This is a genomic window from Rhizobium sp. BR 362 (assembly GCF_036528765.1).
In the GTDB taxonomy this organism is placed as follows: Bacteria; Pseudomonadota; Alphaproteobacteria; order Rhizobiales; family Rhizobiaceae; genus Rhizobium.
The window spans coordinates 323,554-341,092 of record NZ_JARWGH010000004.1 but is presented as its reverse complement, the minus strand read 5'-3'; the positions used below and the strand labels follow the sequence as shown (position 1 = coordinate 341,092).

Sequence of the window (17,539 nt, the reverse complement as noted above, 5' to 3'; positions counted from 1 at the left end):
TAATCCGATAACCGCTTTATCGCTTTCGGGTTATGCTCCGCACGATCTTCTCGGGACACAAAGGCCCGCCTCGCAGATGCGACGGCGGGCCTTTCGTTTCAGTGTCCGTTATCGTGCTCGTAGAAATCCGCGACGATCTTCCAGGCCTCCTCGGCCGTGTCGACGAAGCTGATCAGCTTGACGTCGTCGGGCGCAATGGTGCCGAATTCGGCAAGCGCATCGAAGTTGATGATATCGCGCCAGAACTTTTCACCGAACAAAATCAGCGGCAGGCGCTCCATGCGGCCGGTCTGAATGAGGGTCAAGCACTCGAACAGCTCGTCCAGCGTGCCGAAGCCACCGGGAAACACCGCGATCGCCTTGGCGCGCACCATGAAATGCATTTTGCGGATCGCGAAATAATGGAAATTGAAGCTGAGTTCCGGCGTGACGTAGACATTCGGCGCCTGCTCATGCGGCAGCACGATGTTGAGGCCGATGGAGGGCGCACCCTCTTCCGAGGCGCCGCGATTGCCGGCCTCCATGACGCCCGGGCCGCCGCCGGTGACCACCACATATTCATGGAAATCGAAGCCGGCGGAGTAGCGGGCGCAAAGCCTGGCGAATTTACGGGCTTCCTCGTAGTAAACCGATGCCGCTTCAAGATTGGCGCGCTGCACGTCGTTGCGTGCCGCCCAGGCGCTGGTGCCGGGCGCGGGAATGCGCGCGCCGCCGAACATGACCACCGTCGAATTGATGCCGCGCTCGGTGAGATACATTTCGGTTTTCAAGAGCTCGAGCTGCAGCCGGATCGGCCGCAGTTCCTCGCGGCAGAGGAAATCCTCGTCGTCATAGGCGAGCCGATAGGACGGCGACATGGATTGCGGCGTCTTCGGCACGGATTCAGCGCGTTTCTTGTCGGCCGAGCTCGACTTCAGCGGGTCCCAAACCCCATCCTTGCGCCTCAGTCTGCCGTTCTTCGCCTTGCTCATCTACTCATGCCTCTCAAATCAATGACGATCCGTTCCCGCCCGCGGACAGGAATGACCAAACTCCTGCATATGCCCTACAATGCCTTGAATCCAAGCTCAATCGGCGCGGAAAAGACATTCCATTTTCGAGATCGATGCTATAGGACCAATCGACCGCTTCCGGACCATTTCCGGAAATCACGATAGGCACTGACGTTTTAAGGAATTCCCATGAGCGCTAACGATCTCGCCTCCCTCGAGAAGTCCATCGAGACTGCCTTCGACAATCGCGACAATGTGAACACGGCGACGCGCGGCGAAGTTCGCGACGCGGTCGAAGCGGCGCTAACTCTTCTCGACAGCGGCAAGGTCCGCGTTGCCGAGCGTGGCTCGGACGGAAATTGGACGGTCAATCAGTGGCTTAAGAAGGCCGTGCTACTCTCCTTCCGCCTCAATGACATGCAGATCGTCGACGGCGGTCCGGGCGGTTCAACCTGGTGGGACAAGGTGCCTTCGAAGTTCGAAGGCTGGGGCGAGAACCGCTTCCGGGAAGCGGGCTTCCGCGCCGTGCCGAATGCCGTCGTCCGCCGCTCTGCCTATATCGCGCCGAACGCCATCCTGATGCCTTCCTTCGTCAATCTCGGTGCTTATGTCGGCGAGGGTACCATGGTCGATACCTGGGCGACCGTCGGTTCCTGCGCACAGATCGGCAAGCATGTGCATCTCTCGGGCGGCGTCGGCATCGGCGGCGTGCTGGAGCCGATGCAGGCCGGGCCGACGATCATCGAGGACAATTGCTTCATCGGCGCCCGCTCGGAAGTGGTCGAGGGCTGCATCGTTCGCGAAGGTTCGGTGCTCGGCATGGGCGTCTTCATCGGCAAGTCGACCAAGATCGTCGATCGCGCCACCGGCGAGATCACCTATGGCGAAGTCCCGCCCTACTCCGTTGTTGTCGCCGGTTCGCTGCCGAGCGGCAACACCATGGCGAATGGCCAGCCGGCGCCCAGCCTCTACTGCGCTGTGATCGTGAAGCGCGTCGATGAAAAGACCCGCTCGAAGACCGGCATCAACGAGCTGCTGCGCGACTGATTTCGTAAATTTTTGGAAGCGCGGTTGTCATATCGCGCTTCCCTCATGCTTGCCCGGTGAGCATGCCTGTGCGATTGCTGGAATCGCCGCAAAGATTTTCGACTCATCGCCGATCCTTTGCCATCGCTTTGCCATTTCCCGCCGGATAAGTAGCCTCCGATGACCGTCACCGATCCTGTCGCCAATTTGCAAACCCTGATCCGCTGTGCGTCCGTGACGCCCAACGAAGGTGGCGCGCTTACCGCGCTCACCGATATGCTGCTGCCGCTCGGCTTCAAGGTGGAGCGCATGACGGCAAGCGCGCCGGGTACGCCCGACATCGAAAACCTTTATGCACGGCTCGGCACTGAGGGGCCGCATCTAATGTTTGCCGGCCATACGGATGTCGTTCCGGTTGGCGACGCCGCTTCCTGGAGCCATCCGCCCTTTGCCGCGGAAATCGCCGATGGCGAACTCTTTGGCCGCGGTGCCGTCGACATGAAGGGCGGCATCGCCTGTTTTGCGGCCGCCGTTGCCCGCCATATCGAGAAACATGGCGCTCCTGCCGGCTCGATCTCCTTCCTGATCACCGGCGACGAAGAAGGCCCGGCGATCAACGGCACGGTCAAGCTGCTGCAATGGGCGGCAGAGCGTGGCGAGGCATGGGATGCATCGCTCGTCGGCGAGCCGACCAATCCGGACAGTCTTGGCGATATGATCAAGATTGGCCGGCGCGGCTCGCTGTCCGCCTCGATCACCGTTCATGGCGTGCAGGGCCATGCAGCCTATCCGCATCTCGCCGACAATCCGGTGCGCAGCATCGTCAAGCTGACCGAGGCGTTGCTCGATCCGCCCTTTGACACCGGCACCGACAACTTCCAGCCATCGAACCTCGAAGTGACGACGATTGATGTCGGCAACACAGCCAGCAATGTTATTGCCGCCAAGGCGACGGCTGCCTTCAACATTCGTTTCAACGACACTTGGACCGTCGAAACGCTGAAGGCCGAAATCCTTGGCCGCCTCAATGCCGCCGCGGCCGACCAAACGTTGCGGCCAGGTCGTGAGCCGACTAAGTACGATATCGCCTGGACCGAGCGACCGAGCCAGGTTTTCCTGACGCGCAACAATGCGCTGATCGCCTCTCTGTCTTCGGCGATCGAAAACGTTACCGGCCGCACGCCAAAGCTTTCCACCACCGGCGGCACCTCGGATGCACGCTACATCAAGGATTATTGTCCTGTCGTGGAGTTCGGCCTCGTTGGCCAGACCATGCACATGGTCGATGAGCGCGTCGCGCTATCGGATCTCGAAACGCTGACCGAGATCTACGAGACCTTCCTTCAACGCTGGTTTGCGAATGCCGACCTTTAGGGAAGTCCAATACTATCTGGCGGGCCTCTGGCTGTTGATCCGCATGGATGCGCGCGGCTTCCAATATCTCGATATATCAGACCGCGGCATGCTGCGGTCGTTCTGGGCGATCCTCTGGAGCCTGCCGTCCATCGGCATTTCATGGCTCTGGTGGCAACAGGCCTATCTCACCGCCATGCCGCCGGAAACCTCGACCGGCGCCGCCTTCTTCTTTCGCCTGGCACTGGTCGAGGCAGCAAGCTGGCTGGTGCCGTTGATACTCGCCGGCGTGCTGCTGTTGATCTTTCGCTTCGGCGAAAAATTCGCCCCCATCGTCGTGGTGGTCAACTGGTTCGGCTTGCCGACCTCCTATCTGAATTCCCTGCTGATTGCGCTCCTCGCCTTCGTGCCCGGTTCCAGCGGGTTGGCGGCCATTCTCTGGCTGGCGTTAATGATGGCGATCATCTTCTCGCTGGCACGCATCCTAAGGATGATCTGCGGCACGCATCCGCTGTTCGTCGGCGCGCTGACGCTCATACTGCTGATCCCCACCATGCTGCTGACGGATTTCCTGCAGCGCTTCCTTGGCATCTATCCGCCGGGTTGAACGATTAGGCACCTCTGACAAAGCGATAGGCCAAAGCCGTAATGTGCCATCGCGTGCCGTCGCTGCTGGGCGAAGAACGCCATTTACGTCTCGTCGCCGTAAAATATTGATAGGTTATATTCTGATATTTTCAATTATAATGAATGCATGAAATGTAAACAACGTATTAACCGCAATCTTACTTCGTTTCCGCTATATATGGTCGCTTAATACATTCCTGTTTATCGTGGCCGATCTGCATGATGCAGCGATAAATTAGAGAGCCATGATATGCTTGATCTATCAAAGATAGCGCAATTACTATTATTTGCAGCTTTGATCATTTTATTCTTTCGCTGGGTGGTCGAGGACATGAACAGGTGACGATCTGTTGCACCTGAAAATCTCGCTGCCGCGATAACCTCTCGCCACAGTCTGCTACTAAAGTCGAGTTCCTCCCAAATAGTATGTCGATTGACGGGCGGCGGCTTCCCGCTGCCCGCCCGATGGACTGTATGCCGCGTTTGGAGCTGAGATTGTCTACGGCATCTGCCTGAGAACATCATCATTGGAGAGGATCGGAATCGACGCTGAAATGTTGTCGAAGGATTGTGTCGTCGCTGGCGGGCATCCCGGGCATCCGACGGAGGCTAGAAATCGTCCTGTTCATCATCGGCGGCAACGGGCCCAACGCCGTCGCGATAATCCACCTGCATGAAATAAAGCCCATCCGGCGGAGCGACCGGGCCGCACGCCTTGCGGTCCCGCGCGTCCAGCGCAGCGCGCACGTCGTCCACACTCCACTTTCCCTCGCCCGCAAGCTTCAGCGTGCCGGCGAAGGAGCGGATTTGGTTGTGCAGGAAACTTTGCGCCGTGGCGCGGATTTCGATGAGCTCGCCATTGCGGGTGACATCGAGCCGGTCGAGCGTGCGCACCGGACTGTTCGCCTGGCAATGCGCCGAACGGAAGGTGGTGAAATCATGCCGGCCGACCAGCGTCTGCGCCGCTGCATGCATGACCTCATGATCCATATCTTTCGGCACCCACCATGCGCGTCCAGCTTCCAATGCCAGCGGGGCGCGGCGAGCGATGATCCGGTAGAGATAATGCCGGCGGATCGCTGAGAAACGGGCGTCGAAACCGGCGTCGACCTGTTCGACATCGAGAATGGCGACACGCTCTCCGGCGAGCCTCAGATGCGCGTTCAGCGCATTGCGCAGGGTATGCAGCTTCCATTCTTTGGAGAGGTCGGCATGCATAACCTGGCCCATGGCATGAACGCCGGAATCGGTGCGTCCCGCGCCGCGAATAGAGACCTTCTCGCCCGTCAGCGACAGGATGGCGCCCTCTATTGCGCCCTGTACGGAAGGACCGTTGTCCTGACGCTGCCAACCGACATAGGGGACGCCGTCATATTCGACGGTCATACGGTAACGCGGCATCAGGCTGGTCCCGCCGCCAAGATGGTGCCCGGCGCAATCGGCGTGCCGCGCAGGAAATCGGCAGCGGCCAGCGGCTTGCCGCCGGCCTTCTGCAGGTTCGTCAGCCGGATGGCGCCGGTGCCGCAGGCGACGACCAGATCGCCGGTCAGCACTTCGCCGGCCGCACCTTGGCCATCGGCTAGTTCGGAGCCAAGAACCTTGATGCGCTCCGCCCGGCCGGCGATTTCGGCCTCGAACCAGGCACCGGGAAAGGGCGAGAGGCCACGAATATGGTTGTGAACATCCGCAGCCGATTTACTGAAATCAATGCGCGTTTCGCCCTTGTCGATCTTGGCCGCGTAGACGACGCCCTCGGCGGACTGCTCGGACAGCGGCAATTCATCATGCTCCAGCTTGTTCATCGCTTCGACAATCGCCTTGGCGCCGACCAGCATCAGCTTGTCGTGCAGCTCGCCCGCGGTCATCGTGTCTCCGATCTCGACTTCCCGCGTGAGAGCGACGGGGCCGGTATCGAGGCCCTTGTCCATCTTCATCACCATCATGCCGGTCTTCTTGTCACCGGCCATGATCGCCCGCTGGATGGGGGCAGCACCCCGCCAGCGCGGCAGCAGCGAGGCATGACCATTATAGCAGCCGAACCGCGTGCCGGTGAGGATCGCCTCCGGCAGCAGCAAGCCATAGGCAACAACCACGGCGACTTGGGCATCGAGCTCGCGAAAACGCTGGCACTCTTCTGCATCCTTGAAATTCACCGGCGTGAAGACCGGCAGGCCGAGCAGCTCCGCCGCCTGGTGCACCGGCGACTTCTGGAGATCGAGCCCACGGCGCCCGCCGGGCCGCGGCGGCTGCGTATAAACGGCGCGAATCCTGTGCCCAGCCTCGACCAGCAACCGCAACGTCGGCACGGAAAATTCGGGCGTTCCCATAAAGATGATGCTCAGCGACATGCGATCCGTCCGGCTAAGAGATATTTAGTTCGGCATGATCTTGTCCAAAAACCGCGTCGCACTTTTTGGAGTCATGCATTTAGCCGCCTTCAAACGGGTTTACGAGCTTCAGATCAAGCCCCTCGAAGTCTTTTGTATTCCGCGTCGCCAATGTGGCGCCATTGGCCAGGCAGATGGCGGCGATCATGGCGTCCTTGGTTTCCATACGTCGCCCGATCCTGTGGCGTTGGGCAGAAATTATTCCATATTGATGGGCCGCATTGCTTGAAAAACCCAGAACACGGCCGGAAAACTCTGCCTCTATCGCTTCCAGCTCCGCGATCAACGTCGCTTTGCGCTTGCCGTCAGCCAGGAGCTCCAGTCCGAAGCGAATCTCTCCGATGGTGATGGCTGTTAAGAAAACCGATTCGACGGCGAAGCCATCAAGCCAAGATAATATGCGATCACTGTACAGTCGCCCTTGCAGCTCGGATACGACATTTGTGTCCAGAACAATCATCTGGGATTATCCCGGCACCAGCTATTCGAAATGCGGCGGTTCACGATCCGGCGCATGCCGGAAGGCATTGATTGCCTCGATTTCTTCTTCACTCAGCTTCTCCGCACCAAGAACCGCTCTTAGTCGCAGACCTGCTGAACTGTTCAGATCCTGCTGCCGTCCAAGCGACTGACGCAGCAGAGCGATCGCCTCCTCGGACAGACTTCGGCCATGCCGGCTGGCATTTGCCTGCAATTGCTTCTTCAACGCGTCGTCCACGCCGCGAAGTAAAAGATCGCCCATCCGCACCTCCATTTGATATCAATGATATCATAGGCGCTTCAAACCCATTTTTCAATAGGCGCTAGTTTCAAAGCGCCTTAGACTTCGCCGCCTTGGTGAACTTCTTGATTACCATGTCGCGTTTCAGGCGCGAGATATAGTCGATGAACAGAACACCGTTCAGATGGTCGATTTCGTGCTGCAGGCAGGTGGCGAGCAGGCCATCGGCTTCGACGGTCTGTTCCTTGCCCTCACGGTCGAGATGCTTGACGGTAACGCGAGCCGGACGCTCGACTTCGGCGTAGTAATCCGGAATGGACAGGCAGCCTTCCTCGTAAACCGAGCGTTCGTCGGAAGAGCTGACGATTTCGGGATTGATGAAGACCAGCGGCTGCTTGTCTTCGCCTTCGCGCGACACGTCGATCACCAGCATGCGACGGGGAACGCCGATCTGGACGGCGGCGAGGCCAATGCCTGGTGCATCATACATGGTTGCCAACATATCGTCGGCAAGGCGTTGAACTTCGGTATCGACGCGCTCGATCGGCGCGGAGGCCTGGCGGAGCAACGGATCGGGCAAAATGATGAGTGGCTTGATCGTCATGAAGTTTCCCATAACGCATCTTGCTGTGCGATGGAATTATTTAGATGGCTGTTGAAGGGTGTTTTTTCAACGCTTGCGACTTCAGGTCGATCACAGCCCGTCGGAATTTTGTTCACGTTTTGATCTGGATATTCTCGGCGGTTTTGTTATGGTGCAGACTCGAGTTCCACGAGTACCTGATTCATGTCCTTCACACTCTTCGGCCAAGAGATCCCCATAGTGCCGGTTCTGACCGGCCTTGTCATCCTGCTGCTGATCACCGTCATCGTCCTCGTCCTCAACAATAGAGGGCGACGGGCTGAGGAAGATATGCTGCGGGCCGAGGATGCCGAGCACAACATGGCGGCGCTCCTCAGGGCGCAGGCGGAAATGCAGGGACGGCTTGCCACGATGGCCGAAGTGTTCGGCTCACGACAGGCGGAGTTCAACCATGCCATCAATCAACGGCTCGACGGCATGTCGCAGCGGGTGACGGCGACGATTGGCGAGCAGACGCGCTCGACACATGAGAATTTGCGCCGCCTGCAAGAACGACTGGCCGTTATCGACGCTGCGCAGAGCAATATTCAATCTTTGGCAAAGGATGTCGTCGGCCTTCAGGCAATCCTCTCCAACAAGCAGACGCGCGGCGCCTTCGGTCAGGCCCGCATGGAGACGATCATCGCCGACGGACTGCCGATGGGCGCCTATGCCTTCCAGCCGACGCTCTCCAACGGTTCGCGGCCGGACTGCACCGTGCGTATGCCGAACGGCTCGCCGCCGCTGGTCATCGACGCCAAATTTCCGCTGGAAGCCTGGAATGCCATCCGCAATGCCGCGGCGACAAATCCCGACCAGGGCAGAATTGCCACGCAGCAATTCCGCCGGGACCTCGAAGTGCATATCCGCGATGTCGCAGAGAAATATCTTATTCAGGGAGAGACACAGGATACCGCCTTCCTCTTCGTTCCCTCCGAATCGATCTTTGCCGAAATCCACGAGAATTTTGAAGCGGTCGTGCAGAAGGCGCAGCGTTCGCGCATCGTCATCGTCTCGCCGTCGCTGCTGATGTTGTCTATCCAGGTCATCCAGGCGGTGCTGAAGGACCAGCGCATGCGCGAGCAGGCGCATGTGATCCAGGGCGAAGTGGCGCAACTGATGAACGATCTTTCCCGCCTCGATGAGCGCGTGCGCAAGCTGCAGGGGCATTTCGCCTTGGCGCAGAAGGACGTCGACATGATCGTCACCTCCGCCGACAAGCTGGCACGCCGCGGCGAAAGGATAGAAGCACTGGAATTCGAAGCCGCCGGCGAGCCGGCGAAGGCGATCGCCGAGGAGCGGCCGAAACCGATCGACAACCGCACCGGCCAACTTAAGCTCAGGGTGGTTGACGAGGACTGATCGCATCGGGCAGTGTCGCGCCCAATCAATGCATGGTCATCAAAATCTACAAAGCGGTTTTGGATGGATCACGCGAGATCAACAAGCAGGGCGGACATCTCATGATCACCATTTTCGGCTCCATCAATATGGACCTCATCGCCACCACCGACCGTCTGCCGAAGCCAGGCGAGACGGTGGCGGGCAATGGTTTTTCCACCGCAGCCGGCGGCAAGGGCGCCAATCAGGCATTGGCAGCGCGGCGCGCCGGTTCGGCGGTGCGGTTGACCGGCGCGGTCGGCAATGACGGTTTTGCCGCGCCGGCACTTGCCCTGCTTGATGCCGCCGGCACCGATCTCTCCACCGTCAGCCAAGTGTCCGAGCCGACCGGCACCGCACTGATCCTCGTTGGCGGCGACGGCGAAAACATGATCGCGGTCGTGCCCGGCGCCAACGGCACGATGACGGCGGAGGACGCGACCAAAGCCGTCGATGCGTTGAGCCCGAGCGATACGCTCATGCTGCAATTCGAAATCCCCGTCGCAGCCGTCGAAACCGCACTCGTCGCGGCAAAAGCCAAGGGCGTCCGCACCGTTCTCAATCTCGCGCCGCTTATTCCGGATGCCGCGCGGCTCGGCCGCCTTGCCGATATTGTCATCGCCAACGAAACGGAGTTCGAAAGGCTGGCCGGCCAGGACAACATGTCGGCAAGCGATCGCGAGGCGGCACTCACCCGCCTGCACGCCGAAACGGGGCAGACGCTGATCGTCACGCTGGGCGCCGACGGCGTCATCGCCATCCGAAATGGCGAATTGTCGCGTGCCAAGGGCCTCGTCATCGAACCGGTCGATACGGTCGGTGCCGGCGACACCTTTTGCGGCTATTTGGCCGCCAGCCTTGATCAGGGCCTGGATTTTCATGTCAGCCTGCGCCGCGCCGCAGTCGCCGGTTCGCTTGCCTGCCTGAAGCCAGGCGCGCAGCCGTCGATCCCGGTTGCGAGCGACGTTACCGAAAAGCTTTAAGGATCAAATTCCCCAGACAGGACGAAGCGCAATTAATTAAATTTTTGCGCTTCCGTATCATTCTCCTCTGGCCTGCCGCGCATTGGCTGTCTCGCAGCGGCGGGCGCTTTCACGGCGGTCCCATGATGGGGCCATCCTGTGCCGACCTTGCATCCGGATAATGTGCATCCGACGCATCGTTCTCTCGAGGAAATGATGTCCATCTTTCGTATGAAGTCGCTTGCGGCCAAGCTCATCCTGGTCACCGGGGTAGCGATTGCGCTGGTTCTGTTCGTCTCCAACTTCCTGCTGATTTCCCAGACCAGCGATCGCGTGCAGATGCTGACGATGGATCAGGCCAATAGCGAGGCCAAATCCATCTCCAACGAAATTGCCGCAAATGTCGGCGAGCTCGCCAGCGCCGCTCGCTCCATGGCCGCGATTATCGGCCGCGGCCACGAGGGCCACACCTTCGATCGCAAGGGCATCATCAATATCCTCAAGGCCAATGTCGAGCAGAATGCCTTCGCCTTCGGCAGTTGGTTCTGCGAAAAACTCGGCGCATTCGACGGCAAGACGACCGAGCTTGCCAACAACAAGGACGAAGCCGTCAACGAAAAGGGCGCGTTCACACCCTATTGGTCGAAGACAAAGGACGGCGGTATCCAGTTCTCCACGTTCGACAACGACTACACTGCCGCATGGTGGAAGCTGGCGGCCGATAGCGGCAAGGGCGCCATCACCCCGCCATATATGGCCGAGGGTACCGAAGTGCCGACGACCATGAGCTCGATCGCCTATCCCGTGATGTCAGGCGGCAAGATGATCGGCGTCGCCGGCGTCGATATCTCGCTCGCCTCGCTCTCCGCCAAGCTGCAGAGCCTGCATCCATTCGGCTCCGGCCGCGTCCTCCTGGTCTCCCAGGACAACAAATGGCTGGTGGCGCCGAACAGGGACCTCTTGATGAAGGACTACAGCGGCGACGGCGCCGACGCGGTCAAGGCGGCCCTCACCTCCTCGACGGCGGGCCTGGTGAAGGATCTCAGCGACAGCGGCTTGGAAGAATTCGACCGTGTGGTCTATCCCTTTGCCGTGCCGGGCCTCAATGCCACCTGGGTCGTGCTCGTCGACGTACCGCACAGTGCGATTGCCGCGCCCGTGCGCGATCAGACCTATATGATGATCATCGGCGGCGTGCTGGTGCTTGCTGCCGTCATGCTGGCGCTTTACGCCGCCGTGCGCACCTTCGTGCAGAAGCCTCTCGGCGGATTGGTCGCCAGCGTCAATGATCTCAGTGCCGGCAACTATGCCGAACCCGTCGAGGGTCAAAACCGCGCCGACGAGATTGGCTCGGTCGCCAAGGCGCTCGAAGGCTTCCGCTTCGCCCTTGCCAACACCAAGCGGCTGGAGACCGAGGCCGACGAACAGCGTCGTGCCGCCGAAGGCGAACGTCACCGCTCGGAAGCGGAGCGCGGCGAAACCGTGGCGCTGCAGCGGCGCATCGTCACCATTCTCGGCCAGAGCCTTGCGGAACTCTCCAAGGGCAACCTTGGCCACCGCATCGCGGAGGAATTCCCTGGCGAGTACGGCCAGTTGAAGCAGGACTTCAATGCCGCGCTCGCCAGCCTGGAAGAGACGGTGCACACGATGAACCTCAGCGTCGGCAATATCGGCAACGGCACCGGTGAGATCAGCAACAGCGCCTCGGACCTTGCCCGCCGCACCGAGCAGCAGGCGGCAAGCCTGGAGGAAACCGCCGCCGCGCTTAACCAACTCACGGCTCAGGTCAATTCCAGCGCCGACAATGCCCGCACCGCTGCCAGCAGCGTCAACTCGGCCTCCGAGGACGCCGGACGCTCCGGCGAGATTGTGCAGAAGGCGATCGCCTCCATGCACGGTATTGAGCAGTCCTCGCAGGAGGTTTCACGCATCATCGGTGTGATCGACGAAATCGCTTTCCAGACCAATCTTCTCGCTCTGAACGCCGGCGTCGAGGCGGCCCGTGCCGGTGAAGCCGGCAAGGGCTTTGCGGTCGTCGCGCAGGAAGTGCGCGAATTGGCGCAGCGTTCGGCCAATGCCGCCAAGGAGATCAAAACGCTGATCAACACCTCGGCCGGCCAGGTCAAGGAAGGGGTCGATCTCGTCGGCCGTACCGGCAATGCGCTGCATAAGATCGCCGAGCAGGTCATGGAGATCAATGGCCTCATCCGCCAGATCTCGGCTTCTGCCAGCGAACAGGCGATCGGGCTGAAGGAAATCAACTCGGCCATGAACCAGATGGACCAGGTGACGCAGCAGAATGCCGCCATGGTGGAAGAAACCACCGCCGCCAGCGTGACGCTGAACGACGAGGCCCAGACTTTGAAATCGCTGGTCGCCCGCTTCCGCACGTCACATGGCGGTCAGGACAATGCCAGTGCACTGCGCGCCACCGCCCAGCAGATGCGTGCCCCGGCGCCTGCCCGCCGTGCCGCGCCCGCCCCTGCGGCCGCTCCGGCTCGCAAAGTGCAGCCGCAGACCCACGGCTCGAATGCGCTGGCACAGGATGAATGGGAAGAATTCTGAGCCGACTAAACGGCAAACGTCAAAGGCCGCCGAGCGATCCGGCGGCCTTTTCATTTTCCTGCGGCAGCGCCAGTCAAAGACGGGCAAAACGCTCCGTCAGCAGCGCGAAGAAGCCGTCTGAATCAACGTGGCGCATGACCTTGGTGTTGTGCTTGCGGTCGGTGACATGCCACCAGTCGACGACGGTCATGCCGACGGTCAGTTCCGACGTAACCTCGATCTCGACATTGCAATCGCGGCCTTTGAATAGTTCCGGCTTCAGCAGATAGGCGATGACCGTCGGATCGTGCAGCGGACCGCCGTCGGAGCCGTATTTTTCGATATCGAAGCGTTCGAAGAATTCCAGCATCTCGACCATGGCCTTTGCCGGGGCGGATCCGACTGCGGCGATACGTGCAACCCGATCCTTGCGGGTCAGGAGCTGGTGGGTCACATCGAGCGGCATCATGACGATAGGCACACCGGAGCGGAAGACGATATCGGCCGCTTCGGGATCGACATAGATGTTGAATTCGGCGGCCGGCGTGATGTTGCCGCCCTCAAAGAAGCCGCCGCCCATCATTACCAGTTCGCGGACGCGCGGGATGATGTCGGGGGCCTTCTGGAAGGCAAGGGCAATATTGGTGAGCGGACCGAGCGTGCAGAGCGTGACCGCGCCCTCGGGCTCGTTGCGCAGCGTCTCTACGATGAAATCGACGGCATGGCCAGGCTGAAGGTCCATGGTGGGTTCCGGCAGGTCTGGGCCATCGAGACCGGTCTTGCCGTGAACGTGTTCGGCGGTGACCAGCTTGCGCTTGAGCGGCGCATCGGCACCGGCAAAAACCTTCACATCGCGGCGGTTGCAGAGCTCACAGACGATACGGGCATTGCGGCTCGTCAGCCGCAGCGGCACATTGCCAGCAACCGTGGTGATCCCAAGCACGTCGATCTCCTCACGGCTTCCGAAGGCGAGGAAAATTGCAGCGGCGTCGTCCTGGCCGGGATCGGTATCGATGATAATCTTTCTAGGCTCGGTCATCTCTGTCGCTTTCCTCCGGTGCAGATCGGCAATCTTGATGCGAGCCCGTTCGAACTTTGTCAAGCAGACGCCGGCTTAGCAGTTAAGTTCGCATTGCCGGATCTCGCAAATGCGAAGAACGCGCCTCCTTGCACTCCTCCGCCCCTGCTCCCATATTATACGTAACCGGGTGCTGAAAGATCAGGTCCGGAAAGGTCGCTTGCTACCAAGGACTTGAGACGATGAGCCGGACGACTCCCTTTGCCAGCCCTCTGCTTCTGGGCTTCGACACCATGGAAAAGACGCTGGAGCGGATTTCCAAGGCCAGTGATGGTTATCCCCCTTACAATATCGAACGCATGCGCGCGGACCGCGTTTCCGGCGAGCCGGAGCGGCTGCGCATCACGCTTGCGGTTGCCGGCTTCTCGGAAGACGAGCTTGATATCACCACGGAAGAAAATCAACTTTTGATCCGCGGGCGGCAGGTGGAGCAGGAGGAACGCGATTATCTCTATCGCGGCATTGCGGCCCGCCAGTTCCAGCGCGTCTTCGTTTTGGCCGAGGGTATGCAGGTGCTGGGCGCCGCCTTGAAGAACGGCCTGCTTTCCGTCGATCTCATTCGGCCGGAACCCGCCCGGATGGTAAAGAAAATTAACATTTCGGTATCACAGTAAGACAACGGCTGATTGCCGTTGGTCTCTCATGCTGGAGGTACGAACATGCTTTTGAGAGAAGCCACTGCCCGCCTGACCCAATCAGAACTCGCCAACATTGGTGCCGGCGAGGTTGCCTATGTCAGAAGGATGCATTCGGATGAAGTTTCCCGTTGCTTTCCCGAGGCACCGGACATCGATCCTGGGGTCGATCTCTGGGCGCTCTTCGGCGCCGACGGCACGCCGATCCTTCTGACCGATAACCGGTCCAGCACGTTCTACAAGGCGGCCGAGGACGAGTTGAAGACGGTCAGCTTGCATTGAATTTGTGTAAGCACCGCTCCAGGTGCTGCGGCCGTCGTCGTCGATTGCGTCAAAGCCTTTCCATCCTGCTACACGGGCTCACTCCTTTCGGCGCATCGCGCCTCAACCCGTGCTAACGCGTCCTTCTCCCGCCAGAAAGACGGTGCAACGCCATCTTCACGCTAATGTCTACGTGCCGGAAGCTCCTCCGCCCCAGCGGAGAAGGTGGATTTGAGTAATTGCGTGCCGTGAAATTGCGAAGGCCGCAGAAGGAATTGCCGCTCAAACTCTCTTGAACGTCAGGTAAGCCGAAGACCGCCCCTCGCGGCGGGCCTTTGCCTCATAGCGCGTGCTCGGCCAGCCCTCATAGGGCGTCAGCCAGTCGCTGGCATTGTTTGCCATCCATTCGAAGCCGCCATGGGCGTGGCAATGCTGCAGCGTCCAGTTGACATAGGTGTCGATGTCGGAGGCGAAGCAGAAGAGGGCGCCGGGCTTCAGGACACGATGGAAGCGATCAAGATTCACCTGCGAGACAAAGCGGCGCTTCCAATGTTTTTTCTTTGGCCAGGGATCAGGATAGAGAAGATCAATTTGGTCGAGGCAGGCGTCTGGCAGCCAATCCAGCAGTTGCGTTGCGTCATCATTATAGACGCGGATGTTGCGCGCGCCGGTCTCGTCGACGCGAGCAAGCAGTTTCTGCATGGAATTGACGAAAGGCTCGACACCGATGAAGCCGGTGGCTGGATGTTCCAGTGCTCGATGGATCAGGTGCTCGCCGCCGCCGAAGCCGATTTCCAGGCGCAAACGCTCGGTCGACACCTGGAACAGGTCATTCAGCGGCTGTGGCGCCGGTGCGGAGAGATCGACGAGATATTGCGGCAGCAGCGCTTCCAGCCTTTCGGCCTGCTGGCCGCGCAAGGCTTTCCCCTTGCGCCGGCCGAAGAATGCTTCCGTCGCCCGCGACCGGCGCTCGGTATCGGTCATGCAGCTTCCCGGATCTTCACGGCTTCCTTGAGAGCCTTTACCAGGTCCGTACGCTCCCAGGAGAAGGAGCCGTCGCGGCCGGCCTTGCGGCCGAAGTGGCCATAGGCCGAGGTCTTGGCATAGATCGGCTTGTTGAGGTCGAGATGACGGCGAATACCGGTCGGCGAGAGGTCCATGTTCTTGCGGATCGCCGCTTCGACCTGATCCTCGGTCACGCCCTTGCCCGTGCCATGCAGGTCGACATAGATCGACAGCGGCTGGGCAACACCGATAGCGTAGGAGAGCTGGATCGTGCAGCGATCGGAGAGGCCGGCCGCGACAACGTTCTTTGCCAGATAGCGGGCCGCATAGGCGGCGGAACGGTCGACCTTCGTGGTGTCCTTGCCCGAGAAGGCACCGCCGCCGTGCGGGGCTGCACCGCCGTATGTGTCGACGATGATCTTGCGGCCGGTCAGGCCAGCGTCACCATCCGGACCGCCGATGACGAACTTGCCGGTGGGGTTGATGTACCACTTGCAATCGGAAGCGATCTTCAAATCGCCGAGGGCTTCGCGAATGTAGGGCTCGACGACGGAGCGAACCTTCTGCGAATCCCAGCTCTCATCGAGATGCTGGGTGGAAAGCACGATCGAGGTGACTTCCGACGGCTTGCCGTCGACGTAGCGCACCGTCACCTGGCTCTTGGCGTCCGGACCGAGCTTGGCGACGTCACCATCGCCCTTCTTGCGGGCAGTAGCGAGAAGCTGCAGGATCTTATGCGAATAGTAGATCGGCGCCGGCATGAGGTCCGGCGTTTCGCGGCAGGCATAGCCGAACATGATGCCCTGGTCGCCGGCACCTTCGTCGCCCTGCTGGTCGGCGGCATTGTCGACGCCCTGGGCAATGTCGGCGGACTGCGAGTGCAGGAGAACGTCGATGCGCGCCTTCTTCCAGTGGAAGCCGTCCTGCTCGTAGCCGATATCCTTGATGGCGCGGCGGGCCGCAGCCTTGAACTTCGAGGGATTGATGACGTCCTTGCCGTCCTTGTCCTTCTTCATCAGGCTCGGCGGCAGACGAACTTCGCCGGCGATGACGACGCGGTTGGTGGTGGCAAGGGTCTCGCAGGCAATGCGCACGCCCCAGGGATTGATGCCTGTCTTTGCCGCTTCGCGGTAGACCAGATCAACGATTTCGTCGGAAATGCGGTCACAGACTTTATCCGGGTGACCTTCGGCAACAGACTCGCTGGTAAACAGATAATTCGCGCGCATATGGGATTCCCCTCAAAGAACAAATCTTCGCTTTTGATATTCGTGTCGAGCGCGAAAAACAAGTCGCAGAAGGACATAAATATATCTTTATATCCCAGCATAAGTGATAAAATTTTGCCATAAACATGAAAAAGGCGGCCAAAATGACCGCCTTATGACTTTGCCGCCGGGGCGGCGCTTCGAAACGCTTATTCGGCGTCGGCTTCGGCTGCGAGCGCCTTGACGAGCTCCACCACCTTGCGACGGACCTTGCCGTCGGAGATCTTCACAAAAGCGCGGTTGAGCTGCAGCCCTTCGGAGGAAGAGAGGAAATCGACCACGTAGTTGGAGCTGGAGGCTTCCGCCATGCCGCCGACGGTTGCCGCCTGCTCACCCGGAGCGTCCTCGAAGAAAAAGGAAACCGGAACGTTAAGAATGCTGGAAATATTTTGAAGGCGGCTGGCGCCAACGCGGTTGGTGCCCTTCTCATACTTCTGAATCTGCTGAAAGGTAATTCCAAGACTTTCGCCAAGCTTTTCCTGGCTCATGCCCAGCATGGTGCGTCGAAGGCGGATGCGGCTACCGACATGGATGTCGATCGGGTTCGGCTTCTTTTTGTTCTCAATCATCGTATTGCCCTAACATAGGTTGAATTCAGGTCCTGCCACCCGGTTCCCTTAACCACCCCTATAACGCTACGTTGCAGCCGACGCCCCACCAGGCTTCTAGTTTACGTTC

18 protein-coding genes are annotated in these 17,539 nt (G+C 60.0%); 8 read left to right on the top strand and 10 right to left on the bottom strand.

Going from position 1 to position 17,539, the window contains the following annotated elements; translation table 11 throughout:
- Positions 1-98 precede the first annotated feature (98 nt).
- On the bottom strand, positions 99-971 hold the full coding sequence (locus QDY28_RS08235) for an LOG family protein (protein ID WP_331381199.1): 873 nt from the start codon (positions 969-971) through the stop codon (positions 99-101).
- 210 nt (positions 972-1,181) lie between these two features.
- On the opposite strand from QDY28_RS08235, the gene dapD reads away from it, so the two are divergent.
- The 3 genes from dapD (at position 1,182) to QDY28_RS08220 (ending at position 3,978) form a co-directional block, all read left to right on the top strand.
- Positions 1,182-2,039, top strand: a complete 858-nt coding sequence (dapD, locus tag QDY28_RS08230; RefSeq protein ID WP_331381198.1) for a 2,3,4,5-tetrahydropyridine-2,6-dicarboxylate N-succinyltransferase — start codon at positions 1,182-1,184, stop codon at positions 2,037-2,039.
- A gap of 159 nt (positions 2,040-2,198) precedes the next feature.
- The gene (gene dapE / locus QDY28_RS08225; protein ID WP_331381197.1) at positions 2,199-3,392 is read left to right on the top strand and encodes a succinyl-diaminopimelate desuccinylase; all 1,194 of its coding nucleotides are present in this window, start codon (positions 2,199-2,201) and stop codon (positions 3,390-3,392) included.
- A complete protein-coding gene (locus QDY28_RS08220) occupies positions 3,379-3,978 on the top strand; it encodes a hypothetical protein (protein ID WP_331381196.1) in 600 nt (199 codons plus the stop codon). The genes dapE and QDY28_RS08220 overlap by 14 nt, the downstream gene beginning before the upstream one ends.
- Positions 3,979-4,607: 629 nt before the next feature.
- On the opposite strand, the gene truA is transcribed toward QDY28_RS08220, so the two are convergent.
- The 5 genes from truA to def form a co-directional block, all read right to left on the bottom strand.
- Complete coding sequence (gene truA / locus QDY28_RS08215) at positions 4,608-5,399, bottom strand: tRNA pseudouridine(38-40) synthase TruA (protein ID WP_331381195.1); 792 nt, start codon at positions 5,397-5,399, stop codon at positions 4,608-4,610.
- Positions 5,399-6,346: a methionyl-tRNA formyltransferase gene (fmt, locus tag QDY28_RS08210; protein WP_331381194.1), complete on the bottom strand. Its 948-nt coding sequence runs from the start codon at positions 6,344-6,346 to the stop codon at positions 5,399-5,401. Before fmt ends, truA begins: the two co-directional genes overlap by 1 nt.
- A gap of 79 nt (positions 6,347-6,425) precedes the next feature.
- Positions 6,426-6,845: a type II toxin-antitoxin system VapC family toxin gene (locus tag QDY28_RS08205; RefSeq protein WP_331381193.1), complete on the bottom strand. Its 420-nt coding sequence runs from the start codon at positions 6,843-6,845 to the stop codon at positions 6,426-6,428.
- Positions 6,846-6,866: 21 nt separating this feature from the next.
- The gene (locus QDY28_RS08200; RefSeq protein WP_331381192.1) at positions 6,867-7,127 is read right to left on the bottom strand and encodes a FitA-like ribbon-helix-helix domain-containing protein; all 261 of its coding nucleotides are present in this window, start codon (positions 7,125-7,127) and stop codon (positions 6,867-6,869) included.
- Positions 7,128-7,194: 67 nt separating this feature from the next.
- Positions 7,195-7,710, bottom strand: a complete 516-nt coding sequence (gene def, locus QDY28_RS08195; protein WP_331381191.1) for a peptide deformylase — start codon at positions 7,708-7,710, stop codon at positions 7,195-7,197.
- A gap of 183 nt (positions 7,711-7,893) precedes the next feature.
- Between def and QDY28_RS08190 the strand changes: the two genes are divergently transcribed.
- The 3 genes from QDY28_RS08190 to QDY28_RS08180 all read left to right on the top strand — a co-directional run bounded on the left by QDY28_RS08190 (position 7,894) and on the right by QDY28_RS08180 (position 12,635).
- Positions 7,894-9,090: a DNA recombination protein RmuC gene (locus tag QDY28_RS08190; RefSeq protein WP_331381190.1), complete on the top strand. Its 1,197-nt coding sequence runs from the start codon at positions 7,894-7,896 to the stop codon at positions 9,088-9,090.
- Positions 9,091-9,191: 101 nt separating this feature from the next.
- Positions 9,192-10,091 (top strand): ribokinase, encoded by a 900-nt coding sequence (locus tag QDY28_RS08185; RefSeq protein ID WP_331381282.1) that lies wholly within the window; start codon positions 9,192-9,194, stop codon positions 10,089-10,091.
- Positions 10,092-10,286: 195 nt separating this feature from the next.
- Complete coding sequence (locus tag QDY28_RS08180; protein ID WP_331381189.1) at positions 10,287-12,635, top strand: methyl-accepting chemotaxis protein; 2,349 nt, start codon at positions 10,287-10,289, stop codon at positions 12,633-12,635.
- Positions 12,636-12,708: 73 nt separating this feature from the next.
- Here QDY28_RS08180 and QDY28_RS08175 read toward each other — a convergent pair whose 3' ends face one another.
- The gene (locus tag QDY28_RS08175; RefSeq protein WP_331381188.1) at positions 12,709-13,653 is read right to left on the bottom strand and encodes a nucleoside hydrolase; all 945 of its coding nucleotides are present in this window, start codon (positions 13,651-13,653) and stop codon (positions 12,709-12,711) included.
- 221 nt (positions 13,654-13,874) lie between these two features.
- On the opposite strand from QDY28_RS08175, the gene QDY28_RS08170 reads away from it, so the two are divergent.
- Complete coding sequence (locus tag QDY28_RS08170) at positions 13,875-14,306, top strand: Hsp20 family protein (protein WP_331381187.1); 432 nt, start codon at positions 13,875-13,877, stop codon at positions 14,304-14,306.
- A 45-nt stretch (positions 14,307-14,351) separates the two neighbouring features.
- Complete coding sequence (locus QDY28_RS08165; protein WP_331381186.1) at positions 14,352-14,609, top strand: DUF1150 family protein; 258 nt, start codon at positions 14,352-14,354, stop codon at positions 14,607-14,609.
- 261 nt (positions 14,610-14,870) lie between these two features.
- Here QDY28_RS08165 and trmB read toward each other — a convergent pair whose 3' ends face one another.
- The 3 genes from trmB to QDY28_RS08150 all read right to left on the bottom strand — a co-directional run bounded on the left by trmB (position 14,871) and on the right by QDY28_RS08150 (position 17,430).
- The gene (gene trmB / locus QDY28_RS08160; RefSeq protein WP_331381185.1) at positions 14,871-15,572 is read right to left on the bottom strand and encodes a tRNA (guanine(46)-N(7))-methyltransferase TrmB; all 702 of its coding nucleotides are present in this window, start codon (positions 15,570-15,572) and stop codon (positions 14,871-14,873) included.
- Positions 15,569-16,822: a methionine adenosyltransferase gene (metK, locus tag QDY28_RS08155; protein ID WP_331381184.1), complete on the bottom strand. Its 1,254-nt coding sequence runs from the start codon at positions 16,820-16,822 to the stop codon at positions 15,569-15,571. Before metK ends, trmB begins: the two co-directional genes overlap by 4 nt.
- A gap of 188 nt (positions 16,823-17,010) precedes the next feature.
- Positions 17,011-17,430 carry a helix-turn-helix domain-containing protein gene (locus tag QDY28_RS08150; RefSeq protein WP_028751040.1) on the bottom strand — a complete coding sequence of 140 codons (420 nt, stop codon included), beginning with the start codon at positions 17,428-17,430 and terminating at the stop codon, positions 17,011-17,013.
- Positions 17,431-17,539 lie beyond the last annotated feature (109 nt).